We start from the raw sequence: 15,717 nt of genomic DNA, 5'->3' as shown, positions 1-15,717 counted from the left end.
ATATCCGACCCTATGATTGCTTTTCAAGGTGAACGTGGAGCCAATTCTGAGATCGCTTGCGGCGAGGTTTTCCCAACCTCGAGAACGCAACCATGCGCAACTTTTGAAGACGCTCTGGCAGCGGTTCGCGAGGAGCGCGCTGACTATGCAATGATCGCAATCGAAAACACGGTGGCGGGTCGGGTTGCGGACGTCCATCATCTCTTGCCGAGGTCGGGCCTGCACATAGTAGGCGAGCATTTTTTGAGGATTCACCATTATTTGATGGGAGTCCCAGGCGCATCCATGGAGAATCTCGAGGCAGTGTACAGTCACGTTCATGCACTTGGGCAATGCAGAACCTTTATTCAGAAACACAGATTGCGAGCAGTGGTTACCGGAGACACCGCAGGCTCGGCCCGAGAGGTTTGGTCAAGCGGGGATCTCCGTCGAGCATCAATCGCACCGCAGTTAGCCGCCAGGATCTACGGATTGTCAATCCTCGCTGAATGTATCGAGGACGAGGCCCACAATACGACGCGTTTTGTCATCCTCGCACGGGAACCGGTCATGCCGGAGAGGGGGGGGGGAGTGCATGGCTACAGTTCTCTTCAAAGTACGCAACATTCCTGCTGTTTTATACAAAGCACTTGGCGGGTTTGCGACCAACAAGCTGAACCTGACCCGCATCGAAAGTTATATGGTCGACGGACACTTCGAGAACACCCAATTCATGGTCGATGTTGCCGCCCATGTCGAGGACGAAGGTTTCATCCAGGCACTGGAAGAGCTTTCCTTCTATTCAGACGAAATCCATATTCTCGGATGCTATCCGGCACACCAGCGACGACAAACTACTTAGTAACATTAGAGCGTGTAGCGCTTTAATCACCGTTGGCTGTCACGTCTTTGCTTGATTGGTAGATATAAAACTTGATCGCAGTTGCCTGCCTCTCTCTGGCGAGACATTCCCTTGACAGAAATTGCTCCGGACCTGATTCTCTTCTTGTTTGCTGCGGCCTTTCTCGCGGGGTTCATCGACTCGATTGCAGGCGGTGGCGGCTTGATTGCCATTCCTGCCTTGCTGCTTGCCGGATTGCCGCCGCTTGAAACCCTTGGAACCGCGAAGCTTCAAGCGTTGTTCGGCTCCGGCTCCGCAGCATATGCGTATCGGCGCAAGGGCTATGTAGAGTTCAAGTCCGTCTTTCCTATGTCTTGCCTGTCATTTGTCGGGGCGGTGTTCGGCGCCCTGCTCGCAATTGTCTTGCCTGTCGAATTTCTGGAGGGCGGTCTAACGCTGCTTCTTGTGGTGATTGCGGTATATTTTGCTGTGAAACCCGATGCCGGGGCCATCGATCGCCAGCGCCGCCTGTCCTTCACTGTCTTCGGCGCGACCTTTATTCCGGCGATTGCTTTTTATGACGGGCTGTTCGGGCCAGGAGCAGGATCGTTCTACATGCTCGCATTCGTCTCGCTCGCCGGCTTCAACATGCTCAAGGCGACAGCCCACACCAAAGTGGTGAATTTCGCTTCCAATGTAGGCGGATTGTTGGTGTTTCTGGTGAGCGGCGCAATTCTCTGGAAAGTCGGTTTCATCATGGGTGTCGGCCAGATATGCGGTTCGCTTCTGGGTTCTCGCCTTGCCATCAAGAGAGGAGCGAAGATCATTCGACCGCTATTGGTGGTCACGTGCATCGCCATGGCGCTGAATCTTCTCCGCAATCAGGATAGTCCAGTATACCGCTGGCTGGGAATGGGCTGACCAGAATATTATTACGAAAGCCACATTGAAGGTGAGGAGGCGCGCCGATCGCCATGAGCGGCGCGGGCGAAAAAAAAATAGAAATCCTCGACGCGTTTCTCGGCGAGATCATGCGACATGGCCTCGATCAGGGCGAGATGCTCCCTGAGGGAGACGGGAACACCGGCTGAGCGCAGGGTGTGAAAGAGGTTGAGCAACATGGCGACAGGATCACCGAGCGCGCAGCCGCGCGCAAGGGGCAGGCGCTGCTTATCCCTGCGGAAACGATCGCAACGGGGCGTGCGATGCTGCGGATGAACCTGTCGGGACCGCATCGCGTTGACGCTTCGTTAACCAGGACGCGCTCTGATGGTGGTCATGGCAGGTGGGGGAGCCTCCGCCCGTTGCCCGTGGAATCCGTTGACGCCCAAAAGAGCCCATGGTATCCCAAATCATCCCGTTCACGGCGCCGAGAGCGATGCGTAACGGTTGCGGTTACCAGAACCGTGATCGTGTCTTCCTGCGCATTTGCGCTGCCGACGGAGTGACGCGCCGCGCGGGCTTCGCTGCCCGGCGACCGATCCATGGGGGCTGTGGCACCGACGATGAACCGCTTCGTGTCCAATTTTACCAACCGATTGGACTCGAAGGGTCGCGTATCGATCCCCGCGACCTTTCGTGCCGTGCTCGCGCGGGATGGATTCGAGGGGCTCTACGTGCATCCGGCGCTGGATGCACCGGCGCTCGATGCCGGGGGCAACGCGCTTCTGGGGGCGATCGACGCGCTGCTGTCGGGGCTGTCGCCCTATTCGGACGAGCACGACCAGCTCTCCACCGCCCTGTTCGGAACCAGCGAAATTCTCAGGATCGATGCGGAGGGCCGCGTGGTCCTGACGGATATGGTCAAGAACCATGCCGGGATCAGCGACCACGTGACCTTCGTGGGGCTCGGCCGGAAATTCCAGATCTGGGAGCCGGAACGCTTTCGCGCGCATCTGGATACGGCGCGCGCGAAGGTGCGCGCCCTCAAGCAGGGCATCGGCGCGCCGATGACGGGCGCAGCCATTGCGCAGCCAGCTTCGCCGGAGGTGCGGGAATCATGAGTGGTCGCGGTGAAGGAGACAATCCTGCCGCTGGCGGACCGGCCCCTCATGTTCCCGTGCTTCTGGAGGAGGTGCTGACGGCGCTGAGAGCCCGCGAGGGCGGTATCTTCCTCGACGGCACGTTCGGCGCCGGGGGGTATGCGCGCGCCATTCTCGACGCGCATCCCGATAACCGTGTCATCGGCATCGACCGCGACCCGTCCGCCATCGCGGCGGGGCAGGAAATGGTTGCCGCATCGGGCGGGCGGCTGCAACTTGTCGCGGGGCGCTTCGGCGATTGTGTCCAGATTGCCCGCGAGACGGGGACATGCGGTATGCTGGATGGCATCGTGCTCGATATCGGCGTCTCCTCGATGCAGCTCGACCAGGCCGCGCGCGGCTTCTCCTTCCGGCTCGACGGCCCCCTCGACATGCGCATGGAGGGGCAGGGCGAAAGCGCGGCCGATCTCGTGAACGGGGCTGACGAATCGCTTCTGGCCGACATCATCTATCATTACGGCGAAGAGCGTCGCGCCCGCGCCATCGCCCGCGCCATCATCGAGCGCCGGCGCCGCGCCCCCTTCGAGACCACCCGCGATCTTGCCGAGCTCGTCTCCGGCCTCGTGCGTGCCGAGCCCAATGGCCCGCATCCGGCGACCCGGACCTTCCAGGCCCTGCGCATCGCGGTGAATGACGAACTCGGCGAACTCGCCCGGGCGCTGCACGGCGCCGAAGCGGCGCTCGCGCCCGGCGGGCGGCTCGTCGTCGTGACCTTCCATTCGCTGGAAGACCGTATCGTCAAGCAATATCTGGCCCAGCGTGCCGGGCGCGGCGGCGGTTTCTCGCGGCATGTTCCCGTTGCCGGCCCCGGCCCGCAACCGAGCTTCCGCCTCGTGACCAAGGGGCCGGTGAAGCCCGGTACGGCGGAGAACGCGGCCAATCCGCGTGCGCGATCGGCCAAGCTGCGCGCGGGCGAGCGGCTCGATGCGCCGGCCCAGCCGGAATCGGATACGATCACCACCCTTGCCAGCCTGCCGCGCACGGCGCGAGAAAAGGGGCGGCGATGATCCGTCTGAGCCATGTCGTGGCGATTGCGGCGCTGATCGGATCGGCGGGTTATGCCTATACGATCAAGTATGAATCGATCGTCCAGGCCGAGCAGCTCGCGCGCCTGCAGGCCGATGTCGACCGCGAGCGTGCGGCCATCGCGGTACTGCGCGCGGAATGGACCCTGCTCAACCGGCCCGACCGGGTACAGGCGCTGGCCGAGCGCCATCTCGACGATATCGTCGAGATGGATCCGCGCCGCATCACCCGCTTCTCGGACCTGCCTGAGCGCGGTGAACGCGATGACGGGATCGCCCTCAAGCTCGAGGCGCTCGGTCTCGCCGAGCCCACCGCAACGCCCGGCCGGACAGCGCGCCCTGCGGTCTCCACTCCCACCACCACCGGTTCGACGAGGTGATCTCCCGTGTCCAGTCCCGATCGTGACCAGAGCGAATCCGAGGCGCTTGCCGAGGGCGAGCCGCCGGGTGGCCTGTTCGGCGGGTTCATTGCCGGATTGCGGGAACTGTTTCGCCTGCGCGGCGACAAGGGGCGTGCCCGGATCGGCCTTGCCGCTTTCGCATTCACCATCCTCTTCGCAGCCTTGTCCGGCAGGCTGGTCCAGCTCGGAATTGCAGCCGACGATGAGGAGGCGATGCGGCGCGCATCCGTTTCGTCTCTCGGCACGGCACGGCCGGATATCGTTGATCGCAACGGCGAGATTCTGGCGACCGACGTGATGAGCTATTCGGTCTTCGCCGAGCCGCGCAACATCATTGATCCCGACGAAGCCACCGAGCTCCTCACCACTGTCTTCCACGATCTCGATTCACGGCGCCTGCGCGAACAGCTGAGCACCGATCGTGGCTTCATTTACGTGAAGCGCGAGATCTCGCCGCGTCAGCGTGCCGAAGTTCACCGGCTCGGCATTCCCGGTGTCGGCTTCCTCCCCGAGCACAAACGCGTCTATCCCAACGGATTCGCGGCGGCGCATGTTCTGGGCTATGCGAATATTGACAATGAGGGCATTGCCGGCATCGAGAAATGGGTCGACGGCCAGGGTCTGCAGGATCTCGAAGGTGTCGGCCTGTTGAAGAGTGCGGCTGATCTCCGGGCTGTCGAGCTCTCGCTCGATCTGCGTGTGCAGCACGCCATGCGCGACGAGCTCCTGAAGGCCATGGAGGCGTTCAGTGCCATCGCGGCGGCAGGGCTGGTGCTCGATGTGCGCACTGGTGAGGTGGTCGCGCTGGTTTCGCTTCCCGATTTCGACCCGAACAACCCGGTCGAGGCGCAGGAAGCGGACAATATCAACCGCATCAATGTCGGCGTCTACGAGATGGGGTCGACCCTGAAGGCGCTGACGGTCGCCATGGCCCTCGAATCCGGCGAGTTCGACATCAATTCGACCTTCGATGCCCGCGCTCCACTGCAATTCGGACGTCAGCGGATTCGCGATTATCGCGGCCAGGACCGTATTCTGAACGTTCCGGAAGTCTTCGTGCATTCTTCCAATATCGGGACGGCGCGCATGGCGCTGGAGCTGGGGGTGGAGCATCACCGCGAATTCCTGCGCCGCACCGGCCAGCTGGAGCGGCTGGAGACGGAGCTTCCCGAAAACGCCGCGCCGCTGGTGCCGCGCCGTTGGACCGAGATCAACACCGCGACGATCGCCTTCGGGCACGGGCTCGCGGTGGCGCCGCTCCAGGCGGCCATGGCGACGGCGGCGCTGGTGAATGGCGGCATGATGATCCCGCCGACCTTCATCAAGCGCTCCGAAGAGGAAGCGCGCCGCGACGCCACCCGGGTGATCAGCGAGGAGACCAGCGAGGCGATGCGCTATGTCATGCGCCTCAATGCCGAACGCGGCTCCGCCGGCAATTCGGCGATCGCGGGATTTTACGTCGGCGGCAAGACGGGCAGCGCCCAGAAGGTGGTGGACGGGCGCTATGTCGAGGGGGTTCTGCTGACGACCTTCTTCGCCGTCGCGCCAGCGGACGACCCGCGTTACCTCTTCCTCACCATTCTGGACGAGCCCAAGGCGACGCCGGACACGCACGGCTTCAACACGGCGGGCTGGAATGCGGCGCCGACGGCGGGCAACATCATCAAGCGCACGGCGCACTTGCTCGATATCCCGCCGCGGTTTAACCCTCCCGAGCAACCTTTCCCGTTGATGACCCGGCTGGGGGCCTGGGGTACGCAATGAGCGAATCGGCGTCGCATGGCGCGCATATGAAAGAGAAATCACGCCGCCTCGCCGATCTCCTCGGCCCGGCGGGCGACGCTTTCGACGCCCTGGAGATCACCGGCCTGACCCCCGACAGCCGCGTCGTGGCGCCCGGTTTCGCCTTCTTCGCCATACCCGGCGTGATTGCGGATGGCGCGCGTTTCGTGCCGCAGGCGCTGGCGCGGGGCGCGCGGGCGATCGTGGCGGCGGGGCCGCGTCCGGATGATCTTGCCCATGACATCGCCTGGCGCCGCGTCGCCAATCCGCGCCTCGCGCTGGCGCGTGCCGCCTGCGCCTTCTATCCGCGCCAGCCGGAGCGGATCGTGGCGGTGACGGGGACGGCGGGGAAGTCTTCGGTGGCGGATTTCGTGCGCCAGATCAGGCTTGCCCTCGGCGATGCGGCGGCGAGCCTGGGCACGCTCGGCGTTGTGACGGGGCAGGGGGCCGAGTATGGCGCGCTGACCACGCCCGATCCCGTCGGCCTGCATCGCATGCTCCAGGATCTCACGGATCGCGGCATTACCGATCTTGCCCTGGAGGCCTCCTCGCACGGGCTCGACCAGCACCGCCTTGACGGCGTGCGGCTCGCCGCCGCCGCCTTCACAAATCTCGGGCGCGACCACCTCGACTATCATCCCACGATGGACGCCTATCTCGCGGCCAAGATGCGCCTGTTCGACAGCCTCTTGCCGATCGGCGCGCCGGCCATCGTCAATACGGATGGCGATTACGCCCGCGAGGCGATGACCGCCATCCGCGCCGCTGGCCACCTCCCGCTCACGGTGGGCACTGCGGGTGATTTCATCCGGCTCGAGCGGCATGAGACGCAAGGCTTCGCGCAGGGCGTGGGTCTCGTCCATGCGGGGCGGCGCCATGATCTGGCGATCCCGCTGATCGGGACTTTCCAGATCGAGAACGCCCTCGTCGCCGCCGCCCTCGTCATCGCCACGGGCGGCGATCCTGAACGCGTCTTCGCGGCGCTTGCGCAGCTCACCGGCGTCAGCGGGCGGCTGGAACGGGTAGGGGAGGTCAATGGCGGGCTCTGCGTCGTCGATTACGCCCACAAGCCCGATGCGCTGGCCCATGCGCTCGACGCCTTGCGTCCCTTCGCGCGCGGGCGGCTGATCTGCATCTTCGGCTGCGGCGGTGATCGCGATCCCGGCAAGCGCGCGATCATGGGGCGGATCGCGACCGCACGCGCCGATCATGTCATCATCACCGATGACAATCCCCGCAGCGAGGACCCGACGCTGATCCGCGCCGCCATTCGCAGCGAGGCGCCGGATGCGCAAGAGATCGGTGATCGCGGCGCGGCGATCCGGGCGGGCGTCGCCATGCTTGGCGAAGGCGACGTGCTCGTGGTGGCCGGGAAGGGTCATGAAACGGGCCAGATCGTGGGCGAACAGGTCTTGCCGTTTTCCGATCAGGAGACCATCCGGCAGGCCATTGCCGCAAACCTTTCATAGCCAAGAGGCTGTCGCGGAGTTGAGATGATGAATGCCCAATCGATGCCGCTATGGACAGGCGAGGAAGCGTGCGCGGCGATGCAGGCGCGCAGCATCGGTCCGCTGCCTGCGCGCATCGAGGGTATCTCCATCGACACGCGCAGCCTGAAACCGGGTGATCTGTTCTTCGCCATCACCGGTGACGCGCGCGACGGACATGACTTCGTGGTCCAGGCCCTGGAGAAAGGCGCTGCTGCCGCCGTGATCGCGCGCGACAGGGCCGAGGCGCTGGCTACCGCCTGCGAGAGCCTTCCCGGCGCGCTCTTCGTCGTGCCCGATACGCTCACCGCGATGGAGGATCTCGGGCGGGCGGCGCGGGCGCGCTCGGATGCGCGGATCATCGCCATTACCGGCTCCGTCGGCAAGACCGGCTCGAAGGAGGCAATGCGGCTGCTGCTGTCGCGCTCGGGCAGGACGCATGCCTCTGCGGCTTCCTACAACAACCATTGGGGTGTGCCCCTGACGCTGGCGCGCATGCCGCGTGATACGCAATACGGCGTGTTCGAGATCGGCATGAACCATGCCGGCGAGATCGCCCCGCTGGCGCGCATGGTGCGCCCGGATGTGGCCATCGTGACGACCGTGGAGGCGGTGCATATCGAGCATTTTCATTCCGTCTCGGGCATCGCCGACGCCAAGGGCGAGATCTTCCTCGGGCTGGAACCGGGCGGTGTCGCCGTGATCAACCGCGACAATCCGCATTTCGAGCGCCTGCGCGCGCATGCGCTCGCCTCCGATGCCGGGCGCGTCGTCTGTTTCGGCGAGAGCGAGGGGGCGGATGTGCGTGCCTTGCGCATCATCGCGAAGCAGGACATGACCATCGTTGATGCCCGTGTCTTCGAGACGCCGTTGACCTATCGCGTCGGCATGGTCGGGCGGCATGTGGCGATCAATTCGCTCGGCCTCGTCGCGGCGATTCACGCGCTGGGGCTCGATCTGGCGCTCGCGGCCCTGGCACTGGGCGATCTGACGCCGCCGACGGGGCGCGGGGCGCGTGACCTTCTTGCGTTCAATGGCGGTGAGCTCCTGCTCGTTGATGAGAGCTACAACGCCAATCCGGCCTCGATGCGCGCCGCGCTGGAAACGCTCGGCCAGACCGAGATCGGCTTTCGCGGGCGGCGCATCGCCGTGCTCGGGGACATGCTGGAACTGGGCGATTCCGGCCCCGCCGCGCATGGCGAACTCGCGCATTCCGTGATCGGGAACGGGGTCGATCTCGTCTTCGCGGCGGGGCCCCTGATGAAAAATCTGATGGCGGCCCTTCCCCCGGAGCGCCGTGGCGGCTACGCCAACCTTGCGACCGGGCTCGAAGGGGTGGTGGTCGCCGCCCTGCGCGCCGGGGATGTCGTGATGGTCAAGGGATCGCGCGGCATCCGCATGGAGCGCATCGTCGAGGCGGTGAAGAAACGCGCGGGCACAGGCAGTGCGCTCGCGCAAGAGGGATAGTTTGAGCGATGCTGACCTGGCTTGCGGATTTTGCCGCTTATGTGAATGTTCTCAACGTCTTGCGCTATATCACCTTCCGCACCGGGATGGCGACGGCGACGGCGTTTCTGTTCGTGATCTGGTTCGGCCCGGCCATCATCGCCACCCTGCGCCTGAGGCAGGGGCATGGTCAGCCGATCCGCGATGACGGGCCGGAATCACATCTGCTGACCAAGCGCGGCACGCCGACCATGGGCGGCTTGATGATTCTCGCCGGGTTGCTGGTCTCAACCCTGCTCTGGGCCGATCTCGCCAATGCCTATGTCTGGGTGGTGCTGCTGGTCACGCTGGGCTTTGGCGCGATCGGCTTCTATGACGATTACCTCAAGGTCACCAAGCAATCGCACAAGGGCTTTTCCGGCAAGTACCGGCTTTCGATCGAGGCTGCGATCGCCGCGATCGCCTGCATTGCGATCGCGCAGATTGCCGCGCCACCGCTCTCCAACAGCCTGGCCCTGCCCTTCCTGAAGGATGTGTTGATCGATCTCGGCTGGTTCTTCATCGTCTTCGGCGCGCTGGTGATCGTGGGCGCAGGCAATGCCGTCAATCTGACCGATGGTCTTGACGGGCTGGCCATCGTGCCGGTGATGATCGCCGCAGGAACCTTCGGCTTCATCGCCTATCTCGTGGGTAATGCGATCTTCGCCAATTATCTGCAGATCCATTTCGTGCCCGGTACCGGCGAGCTCGCCGTCATCTGCGGAGCGCTGATCGGTGCCGGGCTCGGGTTCCTCTGGTTCAACGCCCCGCCCGCCCAGGTCTTCATGGGCGATACCGGTTCGCTGGCGCTCGGCGGCATGCTCGGCACCATTGCGGTGGCGACGAAGCACGAGATCGTGCTCGCCATCGTCGGCGGCCTGTTCGTGCTGGAGGCTTCCTCGGTGATCATCCAGGTCGCTTCCTACAAGCTCACGGGCAAACGCGTCTTCAAGATGGCGCCGATCCACCACCATTTCGAGAAGCTGGGCTGGACCGAGCCGCAGATCGTGATCCGCTTCTGGATCATCGCCGTGGTGCTCGCGATGATCGGGCTGGCGACGCTGAAGCTGAGATGAGGAGATCGGCATGACCCCCTCGACCGTCTTCGCCGGGCGCGACGTCGCCCTGTTCGGCCTCGGCGGATCGGGGCTCGCCACCGCCCGCGCGCTGATCGCCGGCGGCGCGCGGGTGCACGCTTTCGACGACAATGCCGAGCGGGTCGAGGCCGTGCGGGCGCAAGGCGTCCCGATCACGGATCTGCGCGAGGCGGATTTTGCGGGTTTTGCCGCGCTGATACTCTCGCCCGGCGTGCCGCTTACCCATCCCGTGCCGCATTGGAGCGTCACGAAGGCGCAGGCGGCGGGGGTCGAGATCATCGGCGATATCGAGCTGTTCTGCCGCGAGCGGGCGAAGCTGGCGCCGGATGCGCCCTTCATCGCGATTACCGGCACCAACGGCAAATCCACCACCACGGCGCTGATCGCCCATATCCTGCGCGAGACGGGCCGCGACGTGCAGATGGGCGGCAATATCGGCGCGGCGATCCTCTCGCTGGAGCCGCCGGCGGATGCGCGCTTCCACGTGGTCGAGATCTCCTCCTACCAGATCGATCTGACGCCCTCTCTCGCCCCGACGATCGGTCTGCTGCTCAATCTCTCGCCGGACCATATCGACCGCCACGGCTCCATGGAGCACTACGCGGACGTGAAGGAGCGGCTCGTCGCAAAGGCGAAGCTCGCCCTGATCGGGCGTGACGACGAACATTGCGAGGATATCGGGCGCCGACTGTCGCAGCTGGAGGGCGCGGATGTCTATCCCGTATCCGCCACGCGCGAACTGCCCTGGGGCTATTTCGTGCATGACGGGCTGGTTCTCGCGCGCAATGCCGGCGAGGATGTCGAGACGGCGCTGGCTCTGGGCGATCTCGAGGGGATATCGACGCTGCGCGGGGCGCATAACGCGCAGAACACGGCCTTCGCCTGCGCCGCCTGCTGGCATGCGGGGGTGAGCACGCCTGCGATCGCGCAGGCGCTGCCGTCCTTCCCCGGCCTGCCGCATCGCATGGAAGAGGTGCCGGGGCCGGAAGGGCTGACCTTCATCAACGATTCCAAGGCGACCAACGCGGAATCCACCGCCCGCGCGCTGGCTTCGTTCGACCGCGTCTGGTGGATCCTCGGCGGCAAGCCGAAGGAAGGCGGCATTGACAGTCTTGCGGAATATTTCCCGCGGGTCGCCCGCGCCTATCTGATTGGCGAGGCGAGCGACGCCTTCGCGCAGACGCTGGAGGGCCGCGTGCCCTATGAGCGCTGTGGTACCCTCGAGAAAGCGGTGGCCCGCGCTGCGGCCGATGCGCAGGCGAGCGCGGATGAGGCGCCGGTCATTCTTTTCTCTCCAGCCTGCGCATCATTCGACCAGTTCCGGAGTTTCGAGCACCGGGGGGATGTGTTCCGGGAGGTGGTCAAAAAAATCCCTGGCTGCTAGCCCGCATTATGCACGGAGGTCTGGCGGATGTAGCGCAAGCCGTTGAAATAGCGTAAGATTTGGGTGCTAACGCCGAATCTTGCAGTTTCACGGAGGCCACATCCGCCATGAATGATCCTACGCTGCCGCTGGAGGGTTTGTCACCCGTGAATGGCAAGGCCATCGTCGCCCGGTTTGACGGCGGCAGCCTGTCATCGGATAGCGGCCTGATCGCTCTGGCGGAGGTGGACAAGCGCTTGCGTGTTGCCGCGACGCTGGCTGCATGTATCGATGATCCGCGGCGCCCCGATATGATCTCCCACAGGCTCGACGAGATGATCGGCTTCCGGATGGGCATGATCGCCGCCGGCTATGAAGATGCCAATGACGCCTCCCGCCTGCGGACCGATCCCCTCTTCAAGATGGCCGGGGGCAGACTTCCCTGTGATGAGGATCTTGCTTCCCAATCAACAATCTGCCGCCTGGAGAACCGGCCCGACCGGCGCATGCTTCTGGCCATGGGTCATGCCATGATCGGCCTGTATTGCCGCTCGTTCCGGACAGTGCCGTCGCAGATCGTGCTCGATATCGACGACACCTTCGATACCGTTCACGGGGAGCAGCAATTGCGGCTGTTCAACGCGCATCACGATGCATACGGCTTCCAGCCGATCGTGGTGTTCGATGACGAGGGTCGTTTCGTCCGGTCAATCCGCCGGCACTGGCCCCATACCCGGATCCTGATCAGGGGTGACAGTCACTATTGATGGAGTGGATGCCCCCACCCGACGGCATCGCAATGTGCCAAAATGGTGATGCTGAAGTCATCACAGAAGGAGGAGGCATCCATGGGTGAGATTAGCATCGTTGGCGTCGACCTGGCAAAGCAGGTTCTCCAGGTTCATGGGGCAACGGCTGATGGACAGGTGCTGTTCCGCAAGAAGCTGTCACGGGCGCAGTTTGCGAAGTTCATGGCGTCGCTGCCGCCTTGTGTGGTGGCGATGGAGGCATGCGCAACGGCGCACTATTGGGGTCGTGAGCTCTCCCGTCTGGGTCATGAAGTGCGGCTGATCCCGCCCATTTACGTGAAGCCCTTCGTCAAGCGGCAAAAAAACGATGCCGCTGATGCTGAGGCCGTGGCGGAAGCAGCACAGCGTCCGACCATGCGTACCGTTGCGGTGAAGACCGCGGACCAACAAGCCCGGGCGATGCTGTTCCGCACCCGGGACCTGCTGGTCGGCCAGCGAACCCGTCTGGTGAATGCACTACGCGGGCATCTTGCTGAGCACGGCATCATCATCGGTCAAGGCGTTGGGAATATCGCTCGCTTTGCTGCCTGTCTCGATCAGGACACGCTTCCGGACCTGGTTCGCGATCTCGGGCGGCTTTACCTCGATCAGATTGCTCAGATCAGCGACGAGATCGGCAAGCTGGACAAGCGGATCACAACTGCAGCCAGGGAAAACAGCACAGCACGCCGGCTGCAGACCATGCCGGGAATCGGCCCGGTCTGCGCCATGGCGATTGCATCCTTTGCACCGGCGATGCGGGAATTCCGCCGTAGTCGCGATTTTGCAGCGTGGCTTGGCCTCGTTCCACGACAGCACTCCTCCGGTGGCAAGCAGAAGCTTGGCCGCACTTCCAAGATGGGTCAGCGCGATATTCGACGCCTGCTGATCATCGGCGCCATGTCTGTCGTGCATTGGAGGGGCCGGCACGGTGGCCGACCGGGATCGTGGTTATCGCGCATGCTCGCACGCAAACCACGCAAACTGGTCGCCATCGCACTGGCGAACAAAATGGCGCGTATGATCTGGGCCATGCTCGCCGGCGAGACTGATTACAGGGATCCGACCGGCGCGATCTGCTGAACGCGGCTGTCGGAGCCTCGGGGATGTGAGGAGGGCAATGACCTGAATGGGCAAATGATCGATCAGATCCGGGTCGGGTAAACCAGTGGAGTGCAACGAGCCTCGAGCTCGCCCTATTGATTTGGTACCTGATCCGCGTATCACCATCCCGGCCCGCGGCGTGCGAAAGCCGCACTTGTGAGGCCTGAAACATGACCGCACCCGATCACGCGCTCAGACAGGCAAAAAAATCCTTGCATCAAAGGGGGCATCCAAACATGCGCTCCCGAGGTGCTCGACTGGTGCCGGGCGAACGGCATTGCCTTCATCTTCGGGGTGGCGACAACCAGCACGCTGCGCAAACGCGTGGCAACCGTCGAGGCCAGCACGACCCGGCGCTTCGAGAGGGCGAAGACGAAGACCAAGGTCCGGCGCTTCAAGGAATTCCATGACGGGGCGGCGAGCTGGAGCCGTACCGAGCGGATCATCGCCCGTGTCGAGGTGGGGTCGCAGGGTTGCGACACGCGCTTCATCGTGACCAATCTCCCGGGTGGACGCGCCAGGACATTGTATGAGCGTGTCTATTGCCGCCGGGGCATGGCCGAGAACCACATCAAGTCCTGGAAGACCCATCTCGCCGCCGACCGGACCTCGTGCAGCAAGGCGACGGCAAACCAGTTCCGGCTGTTCCTGCATGCGGGGGCCTACTGGCTCATGTGGGGGCTGCGTGCGGCGATGCCGAAACGTGCGGCCTTGCGCCTGGCGCAGTTCGACACCTTGCGTGTGCGCCTCATCAAGATCGCCGCCCGCGTGGTCGAAATGAAGACGCGGATCTGCCTGCATCTGCCGACATCATGTCCCGACCATGCGATCCTGCGCATCGTGCTGAGCCGGATACCACGTCTCGCCATGTAGCCACCGGGGACGTTGGCGCCCCTTTTGAACCCCGCGACCGCAACCTGCAAACCCCGCCCCTTACACCATCTCCGCCACCGAAAAGCGGCGGGGCGGATCACGCTGCGCCGGCTTCTCGAAAAATCCAACCACCCGGCGACACGCGCCCATGATCAGGCTGCGATGCATAAAGGCGGCTAGCGCACAAATATTAGCATATGTAGTGCAGATGACACATAAATTGCTAAAATGCTCTTAAAATTGGATTTTATAAAATAAAATATAGTAGTATCTGAAAAATTTATCTTTTTTGCACAAGCAATAATTATAGACAATATTAAAAAAATAAAAATTAAAACATAAGTTTTTGTATTATAGATAAAATAATTCCTTAATGTGCCATCAAACACTGTTGTAAAAAATACTGCAGATGAACTAAGGAATATTATAATTATATTCCAAGAGAAAATATTGATAGCATGATCCTTGTCTGGTGCAGCGAAAGCATTTATGAGATAAATAAAAATCATTAAGCCAAGCGAGATTGATGAAAATATTACCGATATTTCCGACAAATTCATGAAATCTTTTTGTAGTGCGCTTCGCATTGCGTCAGCAAACTGATCTGTTTCGTTTAGCATTAATGCGGAAATAAGGACGATAATAAAACCCTCAATGGATAAAAGTCCATTGGCGCCATGATTTACATTTGTAAATATTTTTATATTTCTTATATAATCAATGGATTTTAATATCATTGTGTAATCTCAAAGGTCAGTTCAAAATCATGCCAGTTTGGAATCGTATTTTCCTCTGACAGGTTGATAACTCGAAAATATACCTTATCAACCACTCCTTGAGCTGGAATTTCTGAAAAAAATACTGTTGTCGCGCACATTATATTTGATTTCATTCCTTTATATCTCTGAATTCTCCCATAAAAATTTATTGAGGAATCATCGAAGAATCCCTGAAACGAGCTTGTGTCTTCTAAATTTTGAAAGGAATTTATGCGGTAAAAGCTATATGGCACATGAAAATGCCGCGTAATCTTTGTTACTTCATTTCTGTCTCTATGATGCTTATAAAAATCTTTTTTGCTTGTTCTCTCTTCACCCGGCACAATATTGTTGTATATTCTGATATTGCGATGAAAAACATCCTCATTCGAAGATCTTGTTTTGCGAAGAAATGCAATTGCGCGATATACTGTGAGAGATTCTGATTTTATTACGTATGTTATTTCAATTTCTTTATCTCTTTCTATACGTAATAATTGATTTTCTTCAATTTTTTGAAGTTTGTTTCTTGAAGAATTTAAAAATACATCTCCATTGACTGGGTTTTTTGATAATATGCTATCGTTGCATGTGTCCGCGACTGCAGAAACAGGATTAATTGCCAGTGCGATTACCGCTAGACACTTAATCCAGAAAAGCCCTTCTGCCGATTTGACGATACGGATCATGGT

At 61.4% G+C, this 15,717-nt stretch carries 13 protein-coding genes and 3 pseudogenes; 13 read left to right on the top strand and 3 right to left on the bottom strand.

Annotation, left to right across the window (positions count from 1 at the left end; genetic code table 11):
- Window positions 1–841, top strand: a pseudogene (locus tag GA0071312_RS01315) (prephenate dehydratase).
- 111 nt (window positions 842–952) lie between these two features.
- Window positions 953–1,741, top strand: a complete 789-nt coding sequence (locus tag GA0071312_RS01310) for a TSUP family transporter (RefSeq protein ID WP_074443304.1) — start codon at window positions 953–955, stop codon at window positions 1,739–1,741.
- An 11-nt stretch (window positions 1,742–1,752) separates the two neighbouring features.
- On the opposite strand, the gene GA0071312_RS19490 is transcribed toward GA0071312_RS01310, so the two are convergent.
- Window positions 1,753–1,941, bottom strand: coding sequence for a hypothetical protein (locus tag GA0071312_RS19490; RefSeq protein ID WP_131817669.1), 189 nt, complete (start codon window positions 1,939–1,941; stop codon window positions 1,753–1,755).
- 384 nt (window positions 1,942–2,325) lie between these two features.
- On the opposite strand from GA0071312_RS19490, the gene mraZ reads away from it, so the two are divergent.
- From mraZ to GA0071312_RS01250, 11 genes and pseudogenes are all read left to right on the top strand, one after another.
- Window positions 2,326–2,823, top strand: coding sequence for a division/cell wall cluster transcriptional repressor MraZ (gene mraZ / locus GA0071312_RS01300; protein WP_074443302.1), 498 nt, complete (start codon window positions 2,326–2,328; stop codon window positions 2,821–2,823).
- Window positions 2,820–3,869, top strand: a complete 1,050-nt coding sequence (gene rsmH, locus GA0071312_RS01295; RefSeq protein ID WP_074443301.1) for a 16S rRNA (cytosine(1402)-N(4))-methyltransferase RsmH — start codon at window positions 2,820–2,822, stop codon at window positions 3,867–3,869. Before mraZ ends, rsmH begins: the two co-directional genes overlap by 4 nt.
- Entirely contained in the window at window positions 3,866–4,267 is a 402-nt protein-coding gene (ftsL, locus tag GA0071312_RS01290; RefSeq protein WP_074443300.1) for a cell division protein FtsL, read from the top strand. Before rsmH ends, ftsL begins: the two co-directional genes overlap by 4 nt.
- 6 nt (window positions 4,268–4,273) lie before the next feature.
- Window positions 4,274–6,052: a peptidoglycan D,D-transpeptidase FtsI family protein gene (locus GA0071312_RS01285; protein ID WP_074443299.1), complete on the top strand. Its 1,779-nt coding sequence runs from the start codon at window positions 4,274–4,276 to the stop codon at window positions 6,050–6,052.
- 26 nt (window positions 6,053–6,078) lie between these two features.
- Window positions 6,079–7,539, top strand: a complete 1,461-nt coding sequence (locus GA0071312_RS01280; RefSeq protein WP_074444099.1) for a UDP-N-acetylmuramoyl-L-alanyl-D-glutamate--2,6-diaminopimelate ligase — start codon at window positions 6,079–6,081, stop codon at window positions 7,537–7,539.
- 24 nt (window positions 7,540–7,563) lie between these two features.
- Window positions 7,564–9,024 (top strand): UDP-N-acetylmuramoylalanyl-D-glutamyl-2,6-diaminopimelate--D-alanyl-D-alanine ligase, encoded by a 1,461-nt coding sequence (locus GA0071312_RS01275; RefSeq protein ID WP_275261834.1) that lies wholly within the window; start codon window positions 7,564–7,566, stop codon window positions 9,022–9,024.
- Window positions 9,025–9,032: 8 nt separating this feature from the next.
- Window positions 9,033–10,118 carry a phospho-N-acetylmuramoyl-pentapeptide-transferase gene (gene mraY, locus GA0071312_RS01270; protein WP_074443298.1) on the top strand — a complete coding sequence of 362 codons (1,086 nt, stop codon included), beginning with the start codon at window positions 9,033–9,035 and terminating at the stop codon, window positions 10,116–10,118.
- 10 nt (window positions 10,119–10,128) lie between these two features.
- Window positions 10,129–11,523: a UDP-N-acetylmuramoyl-L-alanine--D-glutamate ligase gene (gene murD / locus GA0071312_RS01265; RefSeq protein ID WP_074443297.1), complete on the top strand. Its 1,395-nt coding sequence runs from the start codon at window positions 10,129–10,131 to the stop codon at window positions 11,521–11,523.
- A 107-nt stretch (window positions 11,524–11,630) separates the two neighbouring features.
- A pseudogene (locus tag GA0071312_RS01260) lies at window positions 11,631–12,266 on the top strand (transposase); the annotation flags it as partial.
- An 84-nt stretch (window positions 12,267–12,350) separates the two neighbouring features.
- Complete coding sequence (locus tag GA0071312_RS01255; protein ID WP_074444097.1) at window positions 12,351–13,373, top strand: IS110 family RNA-guided transposase; 1,023 nt, start codon at window positions 12,351–12,353, stop codon at window positions 13,371–13,373.
- A 264-nt stretch (window positions 13,374–13,637) separates the two neighbouring features.
- Window positions 13,638–14,267 (top strand): annotated as a pseudogene (locus GA0071312_RS01250) (transposase); the annotation flags it as partial.
- 176 nt (window positions 14,268–14,443) lie between these two features.
- Here the strand turns inward: GA0071312_RS01250 and GA0071312_RS19485 are convergent.
- Both GA0071312_RS19485 and GA0071312_RS19480 read right to left on the bottom strand, forming a co-directional pair.
- A complete protein-coding gene (locus GA0071312_RS19485) occupies window positions 14,444–15,004 on the bottom strand; it encodes a hypothetical protein (protein ID WP_131817668.1) in 561 nt (186 codons plus the stop codon).
- Window positions 15,001–15,714: a hypothetical protein gene (locus GA0071312_RS19480; protein WP_131817667.1), complete on the bottom strand. Its 714-nt coding sequence runs from the start codon at window positions 15,712–15,714 to the stop codon at window positions 15,001–15,003. Before GA0071312_RS19480 ends, GA0071312_RS19485 begins: the two co-directional genes overlap by 4 nt.
- Window positions 15,715–15,717: the final 3 nt, after the last annotated feature.

The sequence above is a fragment of the Saliniramus fredricksonii genome (assembly GCF_900094735.1).
Classification (GTDB): Bacteria; Pseudomonadota; Alphaproteobacteria; order Rhizobiales; family Beijerinckiaceae; genus Saliniramus; species Saliniramus fredricksonii.
The sequence above is the reverse complement of the archived record's forward strand: the minus strand, read 5'-3'. Positions and strand labels throughout refer to the sequence as shown.